This window comes from Hymenobacter sp. R533113, from assembly GCF_056835965.1.
In genome coordinates this window covers 97,646-120,122 of record NZ_JAKWBD010000016.1, presented here as the reverse complement: position 1 = coordinate 120,122, position 22,477 = coordinate 97,646, and the positions used below count along the sequence as shown (strand labels likewise).

The 22,477-nt window shown below is 55.7% G+C and carries 17 protein-coding genes and 1 pseudogene; 5 read left to right on the top strand and 13 right to left on the bottom strand.

Annotation, left to right across the window (positions count from 1 at the left end; all coding sequences use genetic code 11):
* Nucleotides 1–12: 12 nt before the first annotated feature.
* Nucleotides 13–1,404: a hypothetical protein gene (locus MKZ35_RS22325; RefSeq protein WP_482515421.1), complete on the top strand. Its 1,392-nt coding sequence runs from the start codon at nucleotides 13–15 to the stop codon at nucleotides 1,402–1,404.
* A gap of 88 nt (nucleotides 1,405–1,492) precedes the next feature.
* On the opposite strand, the gene MKZ35_RS22320 is transcribed toward MKZ35_RS22325, so the two are convergent.
* A complete protein-coding gene (locus MKZ35_RS22320) occupies nucleotides 1,493–2,476 on the bottom strand; it encodes a pyruvate dehydrogenase complex E1 component subunit beta (protein ID WP_482515420.1) in 984 nt (327 codons plus the stop codon).
* Nucleotides 2,477–2,884: 408 nt separating this feature from the next.
* Complete coding sequence (locus MKZ35_RS22315; protein WP_482515419.1) at nucleotides 2,885–4,693, bottom strand: tetratricopeptide repeat protein; 1,809 nt, start codon at nucleotides 4,691–4,693, stop codon at nucleotides 2,885–2,887.
* Between the two features lie 170 nt (nucleotides 4,694–4,863).
* Between MKZ35_RS22315 and MKZ35_RS22310 the strand changes: the two genes are divergently transcribed.
* On the top strand, nucleotides 4,864–5,082 hold the full coding sequence (locus tag MKZ35_RS22310) for a PspC domain-containing protein (RefSeq protein WP_482515418.1): 219 nt from the start codon (nucleotides 4,864–4,866) through the stop codon (nucleotides 5,080–5,082).
* Here MKZ35_RS22310 and MKZ35_RS22305 read toward each other — a convergent pair.
* On the bottom strand, nucleotides 5,005–6,090 hold the full coding sequence (locus MKZ35_RS22305; RefSeq protein ID WP_482515417.1) for a glycosyltransferase family 2 protein: 1,086 nt from the start codon (nucleotides 6,088–6,090) through the stop codon (nucleotides 5,005–5,007). The two genes, MKZ35_RS22310 and MKZ35_RS22305, sit on opposite strands and share 78 nt — an antisense overlap.
* 22 nt (nucleotides 6,091–6,112) lie before the next feature.
* Nucleotides 6,113–6,448, bottom strand: a complete 336-nt coding sequence (locus tag MKZ35_RS22300) for a YbaB/EbfC family nucleoid-associated protein (RefSeq protein ID WP_482515416.1) — start codon at nucleotides 6,446–6,448, stop codon at nucleotides 6,113–6,115.
* Nucleotides 6,449–6,789: 341 nt separating this feature from the next.
* Between MKZ35_RS22300 and MKZ35_RS22295 the strand changes: the two genes are divergently transcribed.
* From MKZ35_RS22295 to MKZ35_RS22285, 3 genes are read left to right on the top strand one after another with little or no spacing between them, the layout of a single operon-like run.
* The gene (locus MKZ35_RS22295) at nucleotides 6,790–7,782 is read left to right on the top strand and encodes a DUF1259 domain-containing protein (RefSeq protein WP_482515415.1); all 993 of its coding nucleotides are present in this window, start codon (nucleotides 6,790–6,792) and stop codon (nucleotides 7,780–7,782) included.
* Nucleotides 7,783–7,838: 56 nt separating this feature from the next.
* Complete coding sequence (gene chrA / locus MKZ35_RS22290) at nucleotides 7,839–8,804, top strand: chromate efflux transporter (RefSeq protein WP_482515414.1); 966 nt, start codon at nucleotides 7,839–7,841, stop codon at nucleotides 8,802–8,804.
* Nucleotides 8,759–9,127 (top strand): chromate transporter, encoded by a 369-nt coding sequence (locus MKZ35_RS22285; RefSeq protein WP_482515413.1) that lies wholly within the window; start codon nucleotides 8,759–8,761, stop codon nucleotides 9,125–9,127. The genes chrA and MKZ35_RS22285 overlap by 46 nt, the downstream gene beginning before the upstream one ends.
* Before the next feature lie 13 nt (nucleotides 9,128–9,140).
* On the opposite strand, the gene MKZ35_RS22280 is transcribed toward MKZ35_RS22285, so the two are convergent.
* The 9 genes and pseudogenes from MKZ35_RS22280 to MKZ35_RS22240 all read right to left on the bottom strand — a co-directional run bounded on the left by MKZ35_RS22280 (nucleotide 9,141) and on the right by MKZ35_RS22240 (nucleotide 22,406).
* Nucleotides 9,141–11,138, bottom strand: coding sequence for a T9SS type B sorting domain-containing protein (locus MKZ35_RS22280; RefSeq protein ID WP_482515412.1), 1,998 nt, complete (start codon nucleotides 11,136–11,138; stop codon nucleotides 9,141–9,143).
* A 189-nt stretch (nucleotides 11,139–11,327) separates the two neighbouring features.
* Nucleotides 11,328–12,814: pseudogene (gene hutH / locus MKZ35_RS22275) on the bottom strand (histidine ammonia-lyase).
* 115 nt (nucleotides 12,815–12,929) lie between these two features.
* The gene (hisS, locus tag MKZ35_RS22270; RefSeq protein WP_482515411.1) at nucleotides 12,930–14,330 is read right to left on the bottom strand and encodes a histidine--tRNA ligase; all 1,401 of its coding nucleotides are present in this window, start codon (nucleotides 14,328–14,330) and stop codon (nucleotides 12,930–12,932) included.
* Between the two features lie 181 nt (nucleotides 14,331–14,511).
* Nucleotides 14,512–14,853: a hypothetical protein gene (locus MKZ35_RS22265; protein WP_482515410.1), complete on the bottom strand. Its 342-nt coding sequence runs from the start codon at nucleotides 14,851–14,853 to the stop codon at nucleotides 14,512–14,514.
* 471 nt (nucleotides 14,854–15,324) lie between these two features.
* Complete coding sequence (locus MKZ35_RS22260) at nucleotides 15,325–17,829, bottom strand: TonB-dependent receptor (RefSeq protein ID WP_482515409.1); 2,505 nt, start codon at nucleotides 17,827–17,829, stop codon at nucleotides 15,325–15,327.
* Between the two features lie 141 nt (nucleotides 17,830–17,970).
* Entirely contained in the window at nucleotides 17,971–18,663 is a 693-nt protein-coding gene (locus tag MKZ35_RS22255; RefSeq protein ID WP_482515408.1) for a DUF2459 domain-containing protein, read from the bottom strand.
* Nucleotides 18,664–18,821: 158 nt separating this feature from the next.
* Nucleotides 18,822–19,283: a carboxypeptidase regulatory-like domain-containing protein gene (locus MKZ35_RS22250; RefSeq protein ID WP_482515407.1), complete on the bottom strand. Its 462-nt coding sequence runs from the start codon at nucleotides 19,281–19,283 to the stop codon at nucleotides 18,822–18,824.
* A gap of 89 nt (nucleotides 19,284–19,372) precedes the next feature.
* On the bottom strand, nucleotides 19,373–19,513 hold the full coding sequence (locus MKZ35_RS22245) for a hypothetical protein (RefSeq protein WP_482515406.1): 141 nt from the start codon (nucleotides 19,511–19,513) through the stop codon (nucleotides 19,373–19,375).
* Nucleotides 19,514–19,934: 421 nt separating this feature from the next.
* Complete coding sequence (locus MKZ35_RS22240) at nucleotides 19,935–22,406, bottom strand: TonB-dependent receptor (RefSeq protein ID WP_482515405.1); 2,472 nt, start codon at nucleotides 22,404–22,406, stop codon at nucleotides 19,935–19,937.
* Between the last annotated feature and the right edge of the window lie 71 nt (nucleotides 22,407–22,477).

Sequence of the window (22,477 nt, the reverse complement as noted above, 5' to 3'; positions counted from 1 at the left end):
TGCCATTAAACTATGATTTGGAATACAGTGCGAGTTTTTCTGAGTCGCCCGCTGGCAGCTGGGTGGCAAATGGCTTTTGTGTGGGCAGTGTATCTGATCTACCTGCCCTTAAATGACTTTCAGGGAGGCAACCTACAGCACGACGCTGTCCAATACTGGGTGATGGCGGTAAAATTCCAGCGTCACCATCAGTCATTTTCCCTGCTTTACTACGATGACCCACTTCGCGGCTATGTAGGGCCGCTGCTGATGTTTCCGGCGCTGGCCTTTCGCTTCTTTACCGATTGCTCCATGCTCACGGCGGCCAAGATGCTGGGCTCGGTGTGGGCCGCTATTCTGTTTGGGTTTCTGATTCCCAGCGTATGGACGAGCATCGCGGGCCGGCGCATTGTGGCGGGTAGGTGGCTGCTGCTGGTGCTGGGGGGCTTTATTTTCTGGCGAGACTTTTTCAGTTTCACCCTCACCGATATGCCTGCGCTGGCCACCCTGCTGCTGAGTCTGTGGCTGCTGAGCCGACCGGAACTATTCGCTTGGCTGGTGGCTGGCCTGAGCATTGCGGCTACCTTTAATATGCGCCCCGTATACCTGGTGAGCTTGCTGCCGTTTCTGGGCTTGGCAATTTGGTGGAGCCGTCGGCACTCACCTCGTACTAATGGCTGGCGCTGGGCCGCCCTGCTTGTTGGTATGGCACTGACTTTGGGCCCGCAATGGACCATCAACCGAATTCATTTTCAGGAAAATACGCCCTTGGCTCTTACGCGATTTAACGACCAAAAAGGCCCCTTTTATTTAAAGCAGCTCGCCTGGGGAACGCGAGTACAGCTTTACAATAGTGCCTTGGCGTACCCAGGTGCTTTACTTTACGCCGATGAGTCGGGGGTGAGGCTGTTTGAGCGGTTACAGCAGCGAGAATACAAGTCTTACGCGCAGTATTTGCAGATAGTAGCGCAACAGCCAGTCGACTTTTTTCTGCGCTACAGTCGCCACCTGTTCAATGGGCTGGACATCCGCCACCCAACGCCCTATCGGCTGACGGCAAACAGTCCGGAGGCGCTGCCTTTGAAGCTGCTGAATTATGTGCTGATAGCGCTGGCCCTAGCTACCATTCGGGTCAGGCAGCTACGCCAGCAACACTATTTAGTATTACTGGCGCTCCTGCTGCCTTGCGCCGCGGCTATTCCTATTGCCATTGAGAATCGGTTTTTACTGCCGCTCCATCTGCTCCTGCTCAGCGCCGTGGCATTTGCTTTCTCACCCGCCGAATGGTGGCACTGGTTTCGTGCTCGCCCGACTCTTGGTCTGATAGCTGCTCTTGGACTGGTTCTATGGGTAGCCGGCTGCTGGTGGCTATCGGAGACTGTTGGCCAAACAATGTGCGCTGGCTGCGTCGATAAGCTCCTTTAGTAGCGTAAATCAACTCGAAGCTAAACCCACAAAAAAGCAATGCCCGACACTAGGCCGGGCATTGCTTTTTTAGATAAGGCAGAAGCTGCTAAGCTTTTTGATACATTACTTCTTTCACTGCTTTCACCGTGCGTTCCACATTAGGCAATGATGCTTCAATGAGAGTGGGCGCGTAGGGCAGGGGCACGTCCATGCAAGTAATGCGGACTACGGGCGCGTCCAAGTAGTCGAAGGCGCGACGCTGAATAGTGTAGGTTAGCTCGGCGCTGATGCTGGCCAGCGGCCAGGCTTCTTCCACGATAACGATGCGGTTCGTCTTCTTAACCGACTCAACCAGTGTATCATAGTCAATTGGCCGCACGGAGCGCAGGTCGATAACTTCAGCTTCTACGCCTTCTTTAGCCAACTCATCGGCGGCGGCCAGCGCGATTTTCATCATTTTGCCGAAGCTGACGATGGTGACGCCAGTGCCGGGCCGCACGATGTGGGCCTTGCCGATTTCGAGCAGGTACTCCTCCTCCGGCACTTCGCCTTTGTCGCCGTACATCTGCTCCGACTCCATGAATATTACCGGATCTGGGTCGCGGATGGCGCTTTTTAGCAAGCCTTTGGCGTCGTAAGGGTTGCTCGGAACTACGACTTTCAAGCCGGGAGTATTGGCAAACCAGTTCTCGAAGTTCTGCGAGTGTTGGCTGGACAGCATACCAGCGCTGCCCGTTGGTCCGCGAAACACGATAGGAATAGAATATTGCCCCCCAGACATCGAATACATCTTGGCGGCCGAGTTGATGACCTGATCGATGGCCACCAACGAGAAGTTGAAGGTCATGAACTCGATGATGGGCAGCAAGCCATTCATGGCCGCGCCTACCCCGATACCGGCAAAGCCTAGCTCCGCAATGGGCGTGTCAATTACGCGCTCGGCTCCGAACTCGTCGAGCATACCCTGGCTTACTTTGTAAGCGCCATTGTACTCGGCTACTTCTTCGCCCATCAGAAACACGCGCGGGTCGCGGCGCATTTCTTCAGACATGGCTTCGCGCAGGGCTTCCCGGAATTGGATGGTCCGCATAGTTATTCTGGTTAACGAAATCGAAAGGTCAGAGACAGAAAAGCCGGCGCTACACCGGCCCGTAAAGCTACAACGCGCAAGGTGCCGGGGCAAATGAAGGAGGTAAGAACAACAATTCCCCTCCTCAGACGAGGAGGGGATGTCACCGCATAGCGGGGACTGGGGTGGTTGAGGCCGTTGTTTAGTTATTTAGTTGAACGTCATGCTCTATCTGGCGTCCGCCTGTCGAAGTATATCTACTGATTACTATAATCAACGAAGCGGGCGAGATGCTTCGACAGGCGGACGCCAGATAGAGCATGACGTTCAACTAAATAACTAGCCCCTCAGGTGGCACCAGCCCCACTTTGACTGCGCCAAAGTATCCCCTCCTTGGTAAGAAGGGGAGCTGGTCGTTCTGGCGTTCTTTTAGCGCAATGCTTCCAGAAACGTCTTCGAATTGGTATAATTGCTAAACTCCAGATCCTCCACAGCGCGCTGGGCATAAGCCCGATCTAGCGCCACGGCTTGGCGCAGACGCTCGCCCACGAGGCCTTCGTTGCGGGCGCGGGCGGCTACTACGGCCAAGCAGTAATAGGTCAACGCATCATCAGGCTTGAAAGTAAGCGCTTCCTGGTAAAGAGCAGTTGCCCCCTCGTAGTTCTGCTTGATAAGGTAAATCAGCGCCATATTCATGGTGTTCTGATAGGATTTGCCGCTGAAGCTGAGGCTACGCAGAGCATCATCCAACTGCCCGATTTCGATTTCCAGAGCCGCCTTATCAGCAAAAACCTTCCCCAGCACGGGGCGCGTGCCGCCGAGCTTAATAGCATAGTCATAGCTTTGGAGGGCCTCAAGCTGGTCGCCGGCACGATGGTGCGCGGTGGCCACACGGGCGAACAGCTCAGCCGTGGGGTTACGATGAGCGGCCAACGTAAAATAAGTGGCTGCCCGGCGCTGATAGGCCCGGCGCGATTTGTCAGTTATTTCTTTTTCCGAACGCTGTAGGAGGACCGCCGCCAGGTTATAATAAGCCTCCCAGCGACCGGTAGTGGCTACCGCCGTTTCATAAATGCGCTGTTTCTCGGCCAGCAAGGGCGTAAGCGTGGCGGAATACCGCAGTTCCTCCGGCGTGAGTGCATCCGTTTCGGCTGCCTTTTCGATAATCTTCTTGGAGAGCAGATACACTTCCGAGTCGTAGCGTGTCGGAGCGGTATACTGTACGGCTACGGTGCCAAAGCGCAGCACCGGGTACACGTAATCCTCGAGGTAATCATAGAAAGATAAACTGTGAAGCCGCTTTTCCTTTTGCGTAAATGAACCCCGCGTATCATTTACTATCTGGATAACGGAGTCTATCTGCTCCGGCTTGAGTGCTGACTCCTGCACTTTGCTCAGAAATAAATCCCAGCGCTGGTGATAAGCCTGGGTTTCAAATACGATACCCCGCACTGAGTTCAGGTACGAAAAACCATCCACGCGCTGCTTGTAGTACTTAGCCAGGGCCTGCACGCGCCGATCAGCCAGGCGAGGATCGCGGGAATCGAGCGAGTCGGGTGAGTGACCGGCCACAATCATGACCCGCTCAGTGTGTTGGTTGGCGTCGATAAAGTCTTCCAGCGCAGCCACGTTGGTGCCCAGGTAGTTACGAATGGCAGCTTTGCCGCCATCAAAGAAAAAAGGCAGTACGCGGGTACCGCTGCGGTTGTTGCTGGCCGTTTCGGGCAGCAGACTCACAAGTGAATCCTGGCGAACCACAAGGCGGGCGGTGGCCACGATTCCTTTAGCCAGCGTAAGCTCCTTACCCTTCACGATTTTGCCCCCCGGCTTGAGGCGGCGCGCATTGGATAGGGCCACCAGCGTGCCGGGGCTCTTGCGAGGCGTGTAGGGAAAAGAGAACTGCTTGGTAATAACTAACTTATTCTTGTCCTGCTCGTCGTACAGATACTCTCCCGAAATAAAGGTGATGCGACCCAGCGTATCTTGCTGCAAGCCATTGTCGTAGCGGTAGCTGAGGTCGAGATTGTAGGCTTTGCCTTTGCGTAAGTGCTTGACTGGTACGCGGGCTGTTACTTCAAACAACACGTTTTCGCCGTTACTTTCCAGCACCGCTGGCTGCACGCGCACTTCCTGGCTTTCTTGCGCAACCTTTAGCATCCGGGGCAGCGTACAACTAGGTAGCGCAGCGGCCGTCAGGCAGACGAGAGCTGGTAGAAGCGGGCGCAAAGCAACTTTCATAGATCTACTTAAGGGCGGAGGGAAGAGGTATCGAATCGAAGCGACGGACGCAAAACTCGGTTTTGAAGGCGAAAATTGCTTGCTACTTTCAGCGCTGCCCTTGACATTCGGTGCTTTTGTCGTTATTTTGACCAATCATAGCCTGTATAAAGGCTTCATACTGAGGAGCAATGAGACAATTAACCGACTTCATCGAAAAGCAGAGCTTTGGAGTCTGCAATGCCTTGGGGAACCGGCTGGGCTTCTCCACCAGCAGCGTGCGATTATCATTCGTCTATGCTTCTTTCTGCACCTTCGGGTCGCCGGTCGTATTATACTTTGCCCTGGCTTTCTGGATGAATGTGCGCCACGCGCTGCGTCGGCAGCGGAGCACCGTCTGGGATTTGTAGGTCGGTAAACGTCCGTTTTCCCAGCCCAAAATAAGCCCACACCAAGCTGCCAGCATACACGCCGGGGCGCTGCGACACCCGCAAATGCGGCCGGGCTGCGAAGCGTTGTTGCTGCCAATAATTTCGGTTTTTGAAAAAATCGCGGTGTGCGCGCAGCACGGCGCGCGCATCCGCAATGGCTCCTTGGGCCAGCATCCGTAAAGCCGCAATCCAATCCAATGCAAGGCGTTGGATAAAAATGCCCCCCAACTCACTCTGGGGGGCATTTTTATATAGCAAAGCTAAGCCATTGCGGAAGTTGAGGTAAGTTTTGCGGGGGTTGGACTTGTGCAAAGTGCCGCCACCCACGTGGTAGACGGTGCTGCTGCCTTCGTACCATACCTCGTAACCCGCATTCCAGAGGCGCCAGCACAAGTCGATTTCCTCCATATGAGCGAAAAATGCCGTTTCCAGCCCACCCAATTCGTGCCAGGCCCTGGCCCGCACTGCTATGCAGGCGCCACTGGCCCAGGCTATAGGGCGAGCATCGTTGTACTGGCCGTGGTCGGTTTCGAGAGTTTCGAACAGACGGCCCCGGCAAAAAGGATAGCCGAGGCGGTCGAGGTAGCCACCGCCGGCGCCGGCGTACTCAAACTGCGTGGGCGTGGCGTGGGCCAGCAGCTTAGGCTGACAAGCGGCCACCGCGGGCTGCCGATCCAGCAGGGCCACCAAGGGCCGCAGCCAGCCCGGCGTTACGGCTACATCCGAGTTGAGCAACACGTAATAGGCTGCATCTATCTGCGCTAAAGCCTGGTTGTAGCCAGCGCAAAACCCTAGATTTTCAGAGTGTTGTATAACTTCCACGGTCGGAAAAAAGCCCCCCAGCAGTTCCACCGAGTCGTCGGTGGAGGCATTATCGACTACCACCACGCGGGCACCATCGGAGTGGGCCAGCACGGACGGCAGAAACGTGCGCAGCAGCTCGCGGCCGTTCCAATTAAGAATAACGACGGCTACGTGCGGGAGCAAAAGGGACGGGGATGCGAAAGGATCAGAGGCCAAAGTTGCCAAGATCGAGGCCCGGAAGATTGGGCATCAAACCGGCCGTTTTGTTCTTAAGTTCTTCCTTGGCTTTCTCTCCCACTTCATCCAGCGCCTTATTTACGGCCGCCACTACTAGGTCAGCCAGCATCTCACGGTCCTGGGGAGTGAGCAGCGACTCATCTATCTCCAGCTTTATCACATTGCGCTTCCCGTTGGCGGTAGCCTTCACCAGGCCCCCGCCCGACTCGGCCGTTGCGGTCAAAAACTGTACTTCATCCTGGGCCTGCTTCATCTTATCCTGAAGCTCCTTCACTTTGCCCATCATGCCCATCATATCAAACATAAGCCAAAATAGTGCCTTTACAGCGTTTAAATGAAGTTTTTGAAATGGTTTGCGAACGTCGGCTGGGGGTGTGCGTGGTGTTGCCGCACAACCCATGGTATCCTGGCCGGCGTTCCTGAAAAAAGCCAAGCCGCAAAAACTAAGGTTTCTCGTGTACGGAAGTGGTTGTACAAAGGTACTCCGTTTGTCAACGCCAAGGGCGTGAGGATAGTGGTGACATATGGTTGTGGTAAAAAGACAGGTAAACTAAGACATGCATCGTCATGGGTGTTTGCGACGTAAGCAGCAATGAAAAGCTTCATGCCTTGAAGTCCTGTTTTAGCCCATAGCCTTACTTTCTTATGACTAATTATCACTTCTCCCGGCGGAATGCTCTCCGTGCCACGGCACTGCTAGGTGCTAGTACGCTCCTCGGGCCTACGTCGCCGCTAATTGCCGCAAAAATGCCCCCCAAAGGCAAAACACCCCCACTGAGCGCCGCCGAAACAGGAGCTATTGAGGCTGCGCTGGGCAAAAAAGGAACCTACGTAGAAGCCCAAGCTACCCACACAACGCCGTTGCCCCGCAACGATTTGAAGCTGACAATCAAGGGCGAGCCGGTGCCAATTTCCTTCGGTTTTGGCGGTTGGGTAGCGGTAAAGAAGACCCTGGACGGCAAGTCGGCGGTCCTGATGAGCGATACGGTGCTGCTGCAAGAAGAAGTAAACCCGCTTATTTCGGCGGCTCACGCCAATGGGCTTGAGGTCGGGGCCATTCACAATCACTTTTTTTACGAGGAGCCCCGTATTTTCTATATGCATGTGCATGGCATGGGCAGCGTGGAGGAGCTGGCCCGCAAATATGCCGCTACCATCAAAGCCTCCAAGCTTTTCCCTGCCAATCAGCCGCCAGCCGGAACCGCTCCGGCGCGCACGGGCAAGGAGCTGTTTGACCTGCCGGCGCTGGATGCTATCGTGAAATATACCGGTGCTGTTAACGGACCCACTTATAAGTACACCGTAGGCCGCGACGACTTGCAGATACTAGCCATGGGGGCCGAGATGACCGCCGCCATCGGCCTCAACTCCTGGGCCTCCTTCGCGGGCACTACCAGCGCGGCCCACATTGCCGGCGATATGGCCATGCTGGAAAATGAGGTAAATCCTGTTATTCGTGCTCTGCGAGCGAATAATCTGGAGGTAGTAGCCGTGCATAACCACATGCTCGGCGACCAGCCCCGCATAATATTTCTGCACTACTACGGCCGGGGTCCTGCCGCCCAGCTGGCCAAGGGCTTCCGGGCGGCGTTGGACCAGCTCGGGCAGAGCAAGGGCGTAGACACTATGAGGCACTAATGACTGCCTTTCCAGGCTGGCGCTCTGTCCCAAAGACAGTCTCTGTACTTTAGGCCATGGAAACAGCTATTCCCCCAGTGGCCTTTCGCGATGCCTTGCGTTTTTGGCTGAAGCTCGGCTTTATCAGCTTCGGTGGGCCTGCGGGCCAGATTGCCATTTTGCACGAGTACGTGGTGGAGCGCCGCCAGTGGCTCACGGAAGAGCGTTTTCTGCACGCCCTCAACTACTGTATGCTGCTGCCAGGACCTGAGGCTCAGCAGCTTGCCACTTATATTGGGTGGCTATTGCATGGGGTGCGAGGGGGCCTGGTAGCTGGCATTCTGTTCGTGTTGCCCTCGGCGGTATTGTTGCTGGGCCTGAGTTGGTTATACGTCACATGGGGAACGTTGCCTGCCGTCGTCGGCATACTCTACGGCTTGAAGCCAGCAGTAGTAGCCATTGTACTGGGAGCCTTGCTAAGAATAGGGCAGAAATCTTTGCGAACCTCTTTGCACATAAGCGTAGCGGGCCTAAGCTTTCTGGCGCTGGCAGTAGTTCGGCTCCCCTTTCCAGTAGTAGTGCTGGGGGCCATTTTTATGGGCGTAATAGTGCAGCGCTGGCGGCCGGCTTGGCTACGCACCACCTTGCCGGCTGCGGCTGCTCCTCAAGCGGCGACTATTGTAGAAGCGCCGTTTCGACCGGGCAGACGCGTGCTGCGCCTGCTACTTGTAGCGGTTGCGCTGTGGGTACTTCCGTTGCTAATAGCCACTTGGCTAACGGGCGACTGGCCATTTTGGCGCCAACTAACCTTGTTTTTCACGGCTGCTGCTCTCGTTACCTTCGGTGGGGCTTACGCCGTGCTACCCTATGTAGCCCAGGTAGCGGTAGAGCAACTAGGCTGGCTAACTCGTCTGGAGATGATAGATGGTTTGGCCCTCGGCGAAACAACGCCTGGTCCGCTCATTATAGTGCTGGCCTTCGTTGGATTTATGGGGGCTTGGCGTCATGGTGGCCACTCGGTAGTCTGGGGGCGGCCGGCTTAGCCCTAACGACTTTTTATACCTTCCTACCCAGCTTTTTATTCATTTTTATTGGTGCGCCTCTGATTGAGCGTACCCGCCAGGATGAGCGGATCAAAGCCACTCTCGGCGTAGTAACCGCGGCCGTAGTGGGCGTTATTCTGAACCTCGCCCTGTACTTGGGAAGCGTTGTTGTGTGGCCTCAGGGGCTAACTCAAGCACCCGATTGGTTTAGCTTAAGCTGGATTCTTGTCTCAGTACTGGCGCTGCGTTGGCTGCAGCTAAATATGGTTGCCTGGATTGTAGTCAGCGCTATTATAGGCTGGGCATATTCGTCCTTCAACTAAAGATGGATCGCACTTACCGCACAATGGTGATGGCGCCGTGCTGGATGAATGGCTTGCCTTCATCAGTAATTGCCTCGAAGCGCCAGGCGTAAGCTCCCGGCACTGGTGCCCGCCCATTGATGCGGCCATCCCAGGTTTGCGTGCGGTCGGTGCCGCGAAATACTTCCTGGCCGTTGCGGTCGATGACGGTGAAGATGAAAGTGGTCAAAAAGCGCCCTTTTACTTCCAATACATCATTCAGGCCGTCGCCATTGGGTGAGAAAGCCGTCGGCATTGCCAGGCGGGGCTGACGCGTGACATTTACCAGGTTAGAATAGCTGGCTGTCGCCAAGCCACCGCCCGTGGCTTCGATGCGGTAGCGCACGGTGCTCTGATTAGTAGGTGGTTGGGTGTCTACGTAGCTCAGCCCGCTTACGGGAATAATATCAATGGTGGAGCCATTGAGGGCAAGGCGCACTAGCTGATATTGTACCGGAATAGCGGCATCGGGGCCTCCGAGCGGCGACCAGGTGAAACGGGCGCCTTCCGGTTGCGGATCAACGGCCAGCACCACCGGAGAAGCGGGGTTGCTATCGCCGGATATACTGCCGCAGGCATCGCGGCGGCGGGCCAGATAAATTGGTGGATTGGTGACGCTCAGGTTTTCAGGCGTATCGCTGATGGTGGGAGCATTTACTACGCCTAATTCCGCTAGGTTGGGTGCAGTGCGCAGAAACGTAAGCTCATTAGCCAAAGGCTGACCCACCGCGTTCGTAGCAAATAGCTCCACTTTATTGCTAAGGGTGAAGCCCGCCACCAGACGCGGCGGTTCCGGCGCCGTGCCCGCCGCCGTTAGCACCGATGACTTGTTGGACGCCGAGGAAACGAAACCCGTAGGGGTGGTCAGTACGGCTGTAACCTGATAGGTATAGGTAGTGCCGCAGCTGCCCGTAGCATCGAAGTATTCAAAGGAACTATTGCCGGGTACGGTAGCTATGATTGACTCAGGTACACCTTGTGAATTCCGACGTATTTGAAAAAAACTTACGGCCGAGTCAAATGTCGTCCAGGTAAGTTTATTTACTCCATTGCTTGACGTTGAAACCAAACTGATGGTGCCTAAATCAATTGTGCAAATCAGATTGGAGCCACTAGAGCCAGTGCCGCAGGCCGAGACGGGGCGGATGCGATAGCAAGCAGGGATCGGAGCATTGGGCAGGCTAGTTAAGACATCACCATTGCCGACGACAAAACCGGGGAGGGAACGATAACCGCCGGGGGCGCCAAGCTCAGCTATCTGAATCTGGTACTGAAACCCAGACTGGATGTTGCCGAATTGAAATATAACCTCCTTATCGCGAACCTCGAGCTGCTTAAGTACCGGGGCCGACGACGGCCCGGTAGCCGGCGTAATACTTTGGTTGCCGCTACTGCTGCACAGATTATCGTCCGCGTAGCTACCTATTACAGTTACCGCCGTGACACCGGGCGGAACGGGAAACGTGCGTGGCTGACTCCGATCCACGTTATTAAATACGCTATTTCCAATCTGCACGGTATACCGATTAGCGGCATAAACCTGGTCCGTAATAGTAACCTGAACAAGGCCGGCAGAGCAGGAAGTGAGTGTGAAGGTGGGGGCTGGTGAAGCCCTTACCTCAAGACGTTTGGAGAAAATGATGCCGGCTGCGCCTACTGCCTGCTGTGTATTTTGAGTAACAACAATAAAGCCCCGCGTCGCGTCGGCGGCGTTAGGATTATACAAGGCATTGGTTGAGAAGTCAGAGCCAGCGCAGGTAATGGCCGCCCCGGTAGCATACCGCACAAGGCTGGGGTCGAGCTGCCGCCCGCTATTATCCACGAACCGTACTTCCCGGCCCACGCAAAGCGACGATACTTCAGTACCAGTGGAAGCATCAACAACCTTAAAATTGGCCCCTGAGTTGGGCGTATTCTCGCAGGTTTGGGCAGGCGCCAGCGTAGCCAGTAGTAAGGCTGGAATCAGAACAAAAAGACGATAGAAGTTTTTCACGAAGCTTATAACGTACCCAAGGGGTGTTTGCGTTTTTGGATGACTGAAAGTAGGAAGTTAGGCTTGGATAAAACCCTTTGCAAACGCCCTCATCGTCAAGCTACTGTACTGTTGAGAATTGAACAGACCACCCTTAAGTAAAGAATATTTTTACCAATCAAGGCTGAAAAGGCGAAAACAAACTAGGGCTTACGGCCACTCATACGTGCGTACGAAGGCCGCCGCCGCCAGCAGATCGGGATACAGCACCCGGTCCCGACTCACGAAAGCTACTTTTTGCCGGAAGTCATCTACAACTTGCTCCAGCACGGCGGAGGTGCGCGCCGGCCGACGAAAGGCCAGTGCCTGAGCAGCGGTAAGTAGCTCAATGCCCAACAGTTGCTCTACGTTTTCGACCACCCGGCGGGCTTTGGTCGCCGCGTTGGCACCCATACTGACGTGGTCTTCCTGGCCGTTGCTGCTCACAATGCTATCGACGGAGGCGGGCGTACAGAGCTGCTTGTTCTGACTCACGATGCCGGCCGCCGTGTACTGCGGAATCATCAGCCCGGAGTTGAGGCCGGGCTCAGCCACCAGGAAAGGCGGCAGGCCTCGTTGCCCGCTGAGTAGCTGGTAGGTGCGCCGCTCCGAAATGCCCCCCAGCTCGGCTACGGCAATAGCCAGAAAGTCGAGGGCCAGGGCCAGGGGCTGACCGTGAAAATTGCCCCCCGAAAGGATAGCGTCGTCGGCGGGAAACACATTCGGGTTGTCGGTTACCGCGTTGCACTCCGTCTCCAGCACCTGCGCCACGTAGGCGAAGGCGTCGCGGGAGGCACCATGCACCTGCGGCTGGCAGCGGAAAGAATAAGGGTCTTGAACCGCGGCTTTGGGCTGGTCCTGCAGCTCGCTGTTCGAAAGGAAGTTACGTATGCGCTCGGCCGCAGCTACCTGTCCGGCGTGGGGCCGCAGCTGGTGCAAGCGGGCATCAAACGGCTGATTTTGCCCCCAAAGGCCTCCAGCGAAATGGCGCCAATTGCGTCAGCGGCGTTGGCCAGGCGCTGGGCACGCAGGGTGCAGTGCACGCCGTAGGCCAGCATAAACTGGGTGCCATTGAGCAGTGCCAACCCTTCTTTGGCTTCCAGCTCAATAGGTGGCCAACTAAACAAGCTCAAAGCGTCGGCGGCGGCCAGGCGGTAGCCTTGGTAATTTACTTCGCCCAGGCCCAATAGCGGCAGACACAGGTGAGCCAAGGGCGCCAAATCGCCGCTGGCCCCGAGGGAGCCCTGCTGGTAAACCACCGGGTACATCTCGCGATTATAAAAGTCGAGCAGACGCTGCACGGTGGCTACCTGCACGCCGCTGTGCCCATAGCTCAGGCTTTGGGCTTTGAGCAATAGCATTAGTCGGACTACCTCCTCGGGCACTTCTTCACCCGTGCCGCAGGCGTGCGACATCAGCAGGTTGAGCTGGAGCTGGCGGCGCTGCTGGGGGGCAATTCCGGTGTTGCAAAGCGCCCCAAAGCCAGTGTTAATACCGTACATCGGCGCGTCCGACAGCTCCAGCCGGTCACGCAGATAGGCATAGCAAGTGGCCACGCGCTGCCGCGCTTCGTCGCTCAATACTACCTTGGGCCGCTCACGAAGCAACTGTTCCAACGTGGGAAGGTCGAGGCGGCTGTTGGGGTCGAGGGCGTACATTGGGGCGGGTCTTTTGGACGATGGGCGGGTGTCGGGTTCCCGCAGAGGAGCGCAGAAGTTTAACGCTGAAGTTCGCAGAGTTCGGCCGCTCCGCGACGTTTCCCAAACTTGCTTGTTACCCTAAGCTGCTCAACACAGCATCCAAGTTGAGTAGCTGCTCTTCGCCGGTGCTCATATTTTTGAGCTTGAACAGATTTTGCGCCCGCTCTTCAGAGCCTTGCAGGAGCACATAAGGAATGCCCTTTTGGTCGGCGTATTTGAACTGCTTAACCAGTTTATCCGGGGTGTGATACAGCTCGCTGGGAATGCCCGCGGCCCGTAATTGCCGCAGAACGGGCAGCACCGAGCGCCCGGCTTCCTCGTCGAAATTCACGACCAGGCAGCGCGTGGTAGTAGCCGCATTCGGCGGAAACAGATTCAGCTCTTCCAGACAATCATACAATCTATCGACGCCGAAGCTAAAGCCCACGCCCGACACGCCCGGCAGCCCGAAAGCGCCCGTGAGGTTGTCGTAGCGCCCGCCGCCCGACACGCTGCCAATTTTGACGTTGTTAATCTTGATTTCGAAGATGCAGCCGGTGTAGTAGGAGAGGCCGCGGGCCAGCGTGGGGTCGAATTCCAACTTGTCGAATTGCGTGAAGCCGAAGCTGGTGAGATAATTCTGCACGCTGTGCAGATCCGTCACTCCTTTATAAATGGGAATTGTCGAATTGTCGATATCTGATGCTACGCCCGCGTTTTGGAAAGCAGCTTCGAGCTTCTCCAGCTTCTCGCTGAAGTTGCCCGCAGTTGCCAGCAATTCAAATAGGTGATCCGAAGCCTGGGGTGAAAAGCCGCGCTCAGCCAACTCTTTTTCCACGCCTTCGCGCCCGATTTTGTCCAGCTTATCAATGGCGACAAACAGATCTGACTCCTTGCCCTCGCTGCCCAGTGCCTGATAAATATTGCGCAGTACGCCCCGATGGTTGATTTTGATGGTAAAATCCGTTAACCCAATACCGTTCAGCACCTCGCACATCATCAGCACAATCTCCGCTTCGCAGAGCAGCGAATCGGTGCCAACTACGTCGGCATCGCACTGGTAGAACTCGCGGTAGCGGCCGCGCTGGGGGCGGTCGGCGCGCCACACGGGCTGAATCTGGTAGCGCTTGAAAGGAAAGGTCAGCGTACCGCGGTTCATCACCACGTAGCGGGCAAACGGCACCGTAAGGTCGTAGCGCAGGCCTTTTTCGGCAATCTTGGGTAATACTTTGCGCGTGCCTTCTGCTACATCGTCGGGCGCTACATCCTTCAGGAAGTCGCCGGAGTTCAGGACTTTAAACAACAGCTGGTCGCCTTCGTCGCCGTATTTGCCGGTGAGCACAGAGAGGTTTTCGAGCGTAGGCGTTTCGAGCGGGGCATAACCAAACAGCTCAAAGGTGCGGCGGATGACGCCAAAAATATAGTTGCGGCGCGCCACCACGGCGGGGCCAAAGTCGCGGGTGCCTTTCGGAATGCTGGGTTTTTGGATGCTCATCGAATGCAGATCAATAGGGGCGCGAAGGTAACAACGATTGGCCGCACCCCCGATTAACCACGTAGCATCAGCTGCAAATACATCTGAATCAGTAAGCTAAATAGTTAGTGAAATTCCAATCGCTATTCACAAAAAAGCCCCCCAGAAATATTCTGGGGGGCTTTTTTTGTGATATTAATAGCTATTTGTTGCCATCAAGATCAGCATCGAGCAAGGAGGTAACCATAAGCGGCTGCGAGGCGGCGTCTAGGTGCATAAAGTGGTGCTGTACTTCTTCCGGTACGTGGCAAAGCACGAGCCGCCGCTCTTGGCAGCGCAAATGATAAGCGTAAGCCAGCAGCAGATCAATAGCCTCCGCCGGCATGTGTTGCAGTAAGCTGCAATCAACCCACACGGCCCGCTTGCTGCTCAGGCTGGCCCGAAACAGCGCCCGACTTAGCTTCTCCTCATCGGGAGTCTGCGGATCAGGCGCTAAGATCAGCAGGTAGCTTTCCGGTAATATTTCGCGATGTACATCAAGCATATTAATGTCACACAGGGCAGCTGTCATCGAGAGCCTAGCCAGTAGAAATTAAGATTGATTCGGGTGCTCGCGTTTTAAGGCTTGCGTAGTTCCGGCTTCGGTCAAATAGTAGCGTGATCTGCGGCTAATACGGATTATTTGTACAAAAGCTACCTTTGCGCACTTTTTTAATTCAAATAAATTTACCCAGATAACGCTTCCTACTCTAGGGAGTGTGGACAGTAAATTAAAAGGCGGTCATGCAGAGCGGAGCGAAGCATCTCGCGTGCTGACACTGGAGTACTACTCTTACGACCGCTGGCGAGATGCTTCGCTCCGCTCTGCATGACCGCCTTTCTGGGACTAAAAACAGTTACTGTTCACACTCCCTAAGCAGTTCTTAGAGCATTCAATAAATTGATAAACTGGATTTTGTTCTAAACAAGAAAGCCGTGACGAATTGTTCGTCACGGCTTTCTTTCTGCTATAAATTTAGTCTATGCCTCCTTCACCAGGATCTTCGGGGCCTTGCTGCTGACCGTCCCGATCACCACGCCGCCGGCGCTCCGGCTGTTGGGCACCACCGAAGCGGTAAGTGAAGCCCAAAAAGCCGACCCGCGTTTCCCGCTTAAAACTATTTTCGGATTCAAAGCCTGGTCCGAAGGAATCGAAGTTGAAGCGCAGGGTGTTGAATATATCCGATACGCGTAAGGTAATGCTGCCCCGATCCTTCAGTACGGTGTATTTGCCGGCAAACTCAGTGAAGAAAAATTCGCCCCGCCGCCCTTGAGCCGTAACGGCCGCCGACCGGTAGTTGGCCGAGAGTTGTACGTCGAGCTTTTTGGTGATGGTAAAATTGTTATTCAGCCGACCGGTGTAGGTGAAGTTGCGGTTGTCGATGTCGGTGCCGGGAGCGGTGCCTTCGATGATGTTGCGAAAGCCCGACAAGTTGGCGTTGAGCTTCCAAAAGGAAGCAATAGTAGTAGAGCCAACCAGTTCCAAGCCGTAAGCCGTGCCGCGGGCCAGGTTCAGAATCGTTTGGTTGGTAGTGGGGGCTTGCAGCTGCTCATTGAAGCCCAACTGACGAAAGCGCTGTACCGAATTATTGGTTTGGCGGTAAAAAGCAGTGGTGGTGAAGGAGTTGGACTGCCCAAAGAACTTCTGAAATCCTAGCTCATAGGAGTTAATATACTCGGGCAGCAAGGCCGGATTGCCACTGCGCGTATTCAGCGGCTCAGAGCGGTCCACGAATGGATTGAGCTGGTTGACGCCGGGTCGGTTGAGGCGGCGCGAGTAGCTCAGCTGCACGCGCTGATCTTTGGTAAGGTCGTAAGCCAGCACGGCGCTCGGAAACAGGTTCAGGTAGCTGCGGGTGAAGGTGGTATCCTGAGCGGTAGCCGACTGGTTGCCCTCGGTGTTGGTTTGCTCTAAGCGCAGGCCGCCTTGGTAACTCCATTTGCCTCTGGCATTGGCATACGTAGCGTAACCGGCCTGAATGTACTCTTCGTAGAGGAAGCGGTTGGAGAGCAAATCGTTCAGCGCAAGGGCATCAAAAAACTTGTAATCGGCATCAAACTGCCGCAGCACGCTTTTAAAGCCAGCTTCCAACCGGCCTTTTTCTCCGAACGGATGCACGTAGTCAAGTTGGGCTGAGGCCTGATCGATGGCATTATCAAAGCGCTGGCGCTGCTGCACAAACGGCGAGTCGTCGTAGGGAATCCGGTTGGTAATCGTTTCGCTTTCGCTGCGGATTGGCGTAAATACAGCATTGGCGACTAGCTCGCGGCGGGGCTGATCTTTCCAGGTGCGGCGGTAATCCAGGGCGTAGTCGGTCGAGCGGTTGGTTCCGCGCTGGTAGTTGGCCAGGTTGAAGCTGCTGCCGGGGGGCAATGCTACCCCATTTGGGGCCGACTGCCGGTTGGCCTGATTCTCAAACTCTTGCTGCCGGTTGAAGCGGGGCTGCGCACTCAGCGTAATAGTCTGGTTGTCGGTCAGGTTATAATCGAAGCCGAAACGGCCGGCGTGGGAAGTGCGGTAGTCGAGGCCCCGCTCGTTCTGGTCAAGTATGCGGGTTTGCTGTACCTGTTCGGAGTTCAGAAAAGTAGATGTTACGAAGGAAGTGCCGGAGCCCACGCGCCGGTCGCGCCGGAAATCGTAGCTGCCGAATACGTTCAGCTTGCCCTTGCGCGCGTTCAGACTCAGCGAGCTATTGTATTTGTCTTTGGTGCCGGCCGTCACCGTAGCCAGGCCATTGACGCCATCTTTGCGCTCTTTTTTCAGAATAATATTAATCACGCCGGCCGTGCCCTCGGCGTCGTAGCGCGAGGAAGGGTTAGTGACAACTTCAATGCTTTGAATGCTGCTGGCCGGAATCTGGTCGAGCACCGCCGAGCGGCCTCCGCCGGCGGCACCCGTGGGCTTACCATCCACAAAAATGGTCACGTTGCCCGAGCCGCGTAAGCTTACCGCACCCGCCTGATCCACCGTTACCGAGGGTACATTTTGGAGCACATCTACTGCCGAACCGCCGGTGGTAGTCAGGTCTTTCGATACGTCAATTACTTTTTTGTCAAGGTTGTCGGTCAGAATGGCCCGCTCCCCCTGCACAACCACTTCCTTAAGGCGAGTAGTGGTGGAGGCCAACCGAACCGGGCCAAGCGCCACCGTCGGGCTGCCCGTACTCAGCGTGACAGGTCGCCGTACGGGGCGGTAGCCCAGAATAGTAGCCCGCAAGGTGTAGGTGCCAAATGCTACGTTCTCGATGGCAAAGGTGCCGGTTTCGGTGGTCTGGACACCCGAAATAAAGGTGGAATCCTGAGCCCGCAGCAGCACCACATTGGCGAAGGGAATGGGCTGCCCATTGCTTTGCTCCACCAGAGAGCCAGTTACAGTACCCGTCTGAGCTTGCGTTTGCCAAGCGCAGGCCAGGGAAAGAAAGAGTGCGAAAAGAAAGCGTAATCGAGCGTAAACGGCCCCTTTTGGTAAGATCAAGTGCATGAGAATCAATAACAACCAAACAAAACCAATCAGCCAGGGGCCTACAGCTACTTAACATAAAACCTGCTGTTTCGGCCGAACCGGAGCAGCGGGAATCGAGCAAAGAACCACTTTTAGCTTAATAGGTTGCAGCCTCAACCGTTAATCTGTTGGAAGTTGTCTGGGGGGCTTTTTGGCCGCTTGCCGAGATTGATATAGTACTGAGGCAGCAAAAGGGGCCTTCAGAGCGGCCCGCAGGCCGCTGGCACGCAGGCCCCGGTTAGTCCAGTCGTTGCAGGTGCGCAGGAGGTAGTAGCGGCCCTTAGCCCTGACAAAAAAATCGTCGGGCGTATAGCCAGCCGTGCTCATTAGCACGGGCCGGCCTGCCGAATCGGGTTGCCATGACTGCTCCACGAAGGCAGTCAGTTGGCGGTACTGCGCTTCGGACACCAGCAGCGGCACCACTCGCTCGCCGGGCTGGGGGGCAATTTTATAGAAATCGACGTGTAAAAGCGTGGGCGAGGGGAAAGCGGCGCGCAGCGTAGTGCCCAGCCCCGGAAATTGCCCCCCATATGAACCCATATAAAAACCTTCGTTGCCCCAGCCAAAGCCCACGTACTCATACCGTTCAAACTTGGTGACCACCGCCGGGTTGCTTAGCTTCTGGAGCCAGTTGGTAGCGGTGCGTGGCTCGCGCACGGGCAGTACGAGGTCGGAGTGAACGCCATTTGACACCACAAAAATCTGAATGCCATCGGGCGTCTGCCGAAAGTCGCGGTTCATCGGCACCAGCATGCCCGTCATCAGCAGTAAAATGAAAGCGACAAAAGCAGCCATGAGCCAGCGTAAGAACATAAAGGCCCAAGTAGTGGCTTTTTTACATAGCGCCAACCTCTTGGTCTTATTTCGTGCAAAAATGGCTGCTGGGAGGCTTTTATGCAGCCGCCCGGCTTACTGCTCTGGCCGGAGAGCAACAAGTCGGGCGGATAAGAAGAGCACTGAAAAGTAGTCGGCTAGCGCACTGCCAGGGTGCTGACTGTCAGCGTACGGCTGGTCGAAGCTACACTAGCCTGACGCTTAGTCTGAGCGTCTTTTTTAGCAGGCCGCACCGCCAGCCCACGCATCAGGGGCTGTATCTCAACTGAGCCTAGCGCAATTCGACCCTGCAACATGCTGAGCGACACGACGGGCTTCAACAACTTGTAACCCAGCACGGTAGTGCGCACCGTATAGTCGCCCAGCGGCACATTGTTAAACTTGAAAGTGCCATCGGCGTTCGTTGCAACGCTGCGTACGAAGGAATGATCATCGGCGCGGAGCAGCACTACGTTGGCGAAAGGAATAGGCTCCTGGGTTTCGCCATCGAGAAGCTGGCCAGTAAGACGGCCGTTTTCGGGACCAGAAGCAACTAACTGAAGGCTACCTAATACGAAAATGAGAGCAGCAAGGAAGCGGTTGATGACGGAGGATTTCATGGCGATTTGAAAGTTTAGAAAGGAGGGAAAAAGGAGCCACCTGGGCACAGGGGAACAGCCGCGGTTCTGTTCGAAGAGTGGGCAGGCAACTAGGAAAAGACGATTAGCGAGCCCAGATGGTCGGCGCCGGGGGCGCGGACCTGGTGGGGCGGGAGGCTCCAACCCGTCAGGCTGGAAGCGGCTCCGGTGGGTGGCTTGATCGGGGTGCCAGTTGAGAAGAGCACCACCACGAACCGGAAGAGAACACTGTAAAGATAACTGACAGTACTATGTAAAGCAAGGTACTTGTTAAAATTTTTTAGGCTTGAGAAAGAGCGAACTGGGAGAAAGGTGTAAAGCTGAAGGAGGGTGCGTGGGAGTTCAGATTCATCTTCGAATTGCTTTCAGGGGAATAGATGCAGAAGCTATTATGAGGGCTGCCTGCTACCTGAAATATTTTTTTAAATGTGTTGAATAGTGCGTTTAAGGGTTCTAAAAGACGTTTTTTGGGGTGAAATCTTTGATCAGTGGCTAAATATACTCCGGATCATCGGGCGGCCACTTGTTGAATCGTCTTGAAAGTTTGCTCCTTCATTCAAGCAGTAAAGATTCTGCACAAGTGACACCTGATGATACGCGCTAGAGGCGAGGTTGTAAACCCTTATTGTAAGTCTAGCCACCGAAACCACCGCTACTCTGGGGCGCAGCTTCAATTTTCTTGGGGGGCTTATTTGAGCCGAAATACCAAGAGAAGCCTACATAGCCAACCTGCGTTTCCCACTTGTTATGATAAGTGGCCTCAAAGTTTTCAGCGTAAGCTGTGATGCGCTGGCGCTGAGTGTTGAATACATCGCTGAGGCGAAGCGTGAGGGCCGCCCGGTCCTGGAAGAGGCGGTGGCGCAGGGCCAGATCCACCGAGCCAACAGGTGCTAAGCGACCCTGAGGCGTGAGCACTGCTGCCCGGTAGTTGCCCGTGAGTTGCACATCGAGTTTGGGCGAAGGCATGAAGGTATTAAGCAAACGCAGCGTGCCCGTTACATTGCGGCGGCTGGCCTCGGTGCCAGTGGCTGCCGTAATGCTATTACGAAACAACGACCCGTTGGCAGTTAGCTTCCACCACTTAGCCAAAGGTTGATTAACCGACATTTCGGCCCCCAGGCTGGTGCTTTGCCCAAAATTCTGAAAGTACTCGGCTGTGATAACGCCCGGGGTATTAAGCAGGCGAGTAGCAGTAGTATCTATCCGGCGGAAGCGCTGAATGGCGTTGTTGGTCTGGCGATAGAAAAGGGTGGAAGTGACGGTGGCATCGCCCATCGTTATCTGGTGGCCCAGCTCAAAGGAGTTAATATACTCAGGCCGCAAGCTAGGGTCGCCGATGCGGTAGTTGCGCTGGTCCATGTAGATCGGCAGTGGCAGCTGCTGCATAAATCCCGGACGGTTGAGGCGGCGGGAGTAGCTGGCTTGCAAGCGCTGATCGTGCTTACTGATGGTGCGGGCCACGGTGGCGGAAGGGAATACATTCAGATAATCAAGCTCAAAGCCGCCCCGGCCGCCGCGCACTTCTCCCTGCGTATTCGTGTATTCGGCCCGCAAACCGGCTTGATAGCTCCAGTTGCCAATAGCGTGCTGCCCGGTGAGGTAGGCTGCCTGCACAAAGTCCTTGACGTCATAAGCGAAGGAGCGGCTGGCGTCGCGGGAGTACGTAGGCTGGTCGGCGGCCGTCTGCAACAGAAAGTCATCCGTGCCATCATTGGTTTCCCACTCCGTTTTCAGGCCTGCATCCAGCCGGCTTTTCTCCCCCAACGGATGCGTATAGTCAACCTGACCATTGAGCGCGTGAATACGGACCCGAAAATCCTGTTTCCAGCCCAACTGGGCCACTTCATCATTGGCAAACTGCTGCCCCACGATTACATCGGCCCACAGGCGGGTGTAGCCCGTACTGGCCGTTAGCTCCCGGCCTTTCTGCTCGGCCCAGGTGCGCTTGTAGTCCGCCGATACGTCTGCTGTCTTTACATCCTCCGTCACCACCGAGCGCGTTTGCTGGAGTATAGGGTCTTGGTCGCCAGTTTGGAGCAGGGCTGTTTGGTTCATCACATTCGGGTCGGCCCGGTTGAAGTTGGGCTGCACCGTCAGGGAGATGCTTTGCTCGGGGGATATTGTGTAATCGAGGCCCACACGCCCGCCGTGGTTGCGGTTGTGGCGCAGGCCAGTGGCCTGCTGATCAGTGGTGCGCAGTACGCCTTCCACGGTTGCCAACTGGCGCATGGAGGTGCGGCTGCGGTAATGGTCGTCGCGGCCGTCGTAGGAGCCAAATAGGTTGAGTTTGCCGGTCCGGCGATTAAAGCTCAACGACGTATTGTACTTGTCGCGCGTACCCAAGTTGGCCATCGCCGAGCCATTCCAGCCGTCTTTTTTCTGCTTTTTGAGGATGATGTTGATGACCCCGCCGGCGCCGGCTGCATCGTAGCGGGCCGATGGATTGGTCACGACTTCAATGCTTTGAATACTGCTGGCCGGAATCTGCTCCAGGCGGGTACCAGTGCCGCCAGAGGCTGCACCGGAGTTCTTTCCATCAATCAGTACCGTGATATTGCTGGTGCCGCGCATGCTCACGGTGCCGTTTTGGTCCACGGACACGGAGGGCACGTTTTGGAGCACATTTATGGCCGTGCCGCCTACGCTGCTTAGGTCCTTCTCTACGTTAATGATCTTCTTATCCAAGTTATCCACTACGGCGGCCCGCTCACCCTGCACCGTTACGCCGGCTAACTGGGTGGCGGTGGGGGGCAATTTTAGAGAGCCAAGCTTTACTTCGGGCGCTGCTTCTATCACCGACACCAGTCGCCGGCCCGCCTGGTAGCCTATTACGGTAGCGCGGAGCATGTATTTCCCCTGTGCTACGGGCGCTACTCTGAATGCGCCATCTTCACCCGTTTGGGCACCAGTCACGAAGCTGGAATCCTGAGCACTGAGTAGTACGACATTCGCAAAAGGCAGTGCTTGCCCGTTGCTGGCATCGAGCAAAACGCCCGAAACAGCGCCTTGGGGGGCTTTTTGCTGACCCCGTAAGACGTTTGGTAAGAGCACAAGAAGGAGCCCCAGGCACCGTAGCGCCCAGCGAAAAGTAGAAGAGGAGTTCATAAGAGAAGGAGAGAGGAGTGGAAAAATTCAGGCAATAGGGTGCTGTTCCAGACGGCCGCGGTTCCGCTGGT